Raw genomic sequence first — 1,231 nt, forward strand, 5'->3', positions numbered from 1 at the left:
GCGGCGGTCAATTTTCACGTAAAAACGCGCTGAAACTTTCTGCGGCAGACAATTTTCACGTAAAAACACGCTGAAACTTTCTGCGGCGATCAATTTTCACGAGAAAACGCACCAAAACCGATTTGCTTCGACAGGCTCAGCAACCGTGCTTCGACAGGCTCAGCAACCGTGCTTCGACAATCGGTCCCTGAGCCAGTCGAAGGGTGGTCCCTGATTCAGCCGACTCTTTGCGGTCTTTGTAAAATTTTACACAAACTTAAAGAATCGTACAAATTTGTTGAAAATTTTACATACAACATTTTACCAAATTCTAAAACAAATGTTAGTTTATGCGCATGCCAAAATAATCATAAACATCTATGGAGGATATATGAATAAAGTAAAAGGCGGCATTCGTGTCGCGGAAATCGCCGGGCTTGCGGATACTCTGCTGAGAACGTTCCGGGCCGATACCCTTGCGCAGAGCGATGCCTATTTGCCCAAACTGATGGCGGAACTCGATATGCTGTTCGGGAATATCACCACGGCGATTCTGCAAGATAAAATTCTGTCCAGACTGGACGAGGCGGATTCCGAGCGGGATGAAGCGATTAGATCGCTTTTTGCTGTCGTTGCGGGCTATGCAGCCATGCCCATCGAGGCGAAAAAGGCCGCCGCCCTTCCGCTCAAATCGATTTGCGACAAATACGCTAAGGCGTCCATCACCAAAGTCGGTTATACCAGCGAATCTTCGATGATAGAAAGCCTGCTGAAGGATTTAAGCGCGGAAGATTTAAAAGAGAATATCAAGGGACTGGAAGGGGTCGGACATGCTGTCGAGTTAATCCGTAGTACCCAGAATGCTTTTACGCAAGCGAACGATGCCTATATAAAGGCTGTCGAAAACAAGGGGAAAAGTGCAACGAATTGCCGGAAACAAATTTTGTCGATGGTGAACGATAAAATCGTCATGTATCTGGAAACGATGAAGGCTGTCGGGAATGAATCGATTCTTGAATTTTATAAAGTCGCCGATGCCGAAATCAACCGGATGAACGATGCGATCGGCAAACGCAAAAAGAAGGACGACAAACCCGACGAGAAATCGCCGGATTCCCCGCAATAGCTGATGGGGAACCCTTGGAAGTCCCGTCTATTTAGTCCTCCCTTAAAATCTCGTCCAGCCCGCATAACTATTGGGGAAAACTGATTTCTACCCTGTGAAAATATTGCAAGGATTTCTAAAATATGA

1 protein-coding gene is annotated in these 1,231 nt (G+C 46.3%); it reads left to right on the forward strand.

The window, feature by feature from the left end; translation table 11 throughout:
* Positions 1-370 precede the first annotated feature (370 nt).
* Positions 371-1,105: a DUF6261 family protein gene (locus B5D40_RS01165; protein ID WP_143394413.1), complete on the forward strand. Its 735-nt coding sequence runs from the start codon at positions 371-373 to the stop codon at positions 1,103-1,105.
* The last annotated feature ends 126 nt before the right edge of the window (positions 1,106-1,231 follow it).

Source organism: Fibrobacter intestinalis (assembly GCF_900167415.1).
In the GTDB taxonomy this organism is placed as follows: Bacteria; Fibrobacterota; Fibrobacteria; order Fibrobacterales; family Fibrobacteraceae; genus Hallerella; species Hallerella intestinalis.

Bases quoted from the DNA above. Each gene is read 5' to 3' on its own strand.
- B5D40_RS01165 (WP_143394413.1), top strand. From the start codon at position 371: ATGAATAAAGTAAAAGGCGGCATTCGTGTCGCGGAAATCGCCGGGCTT.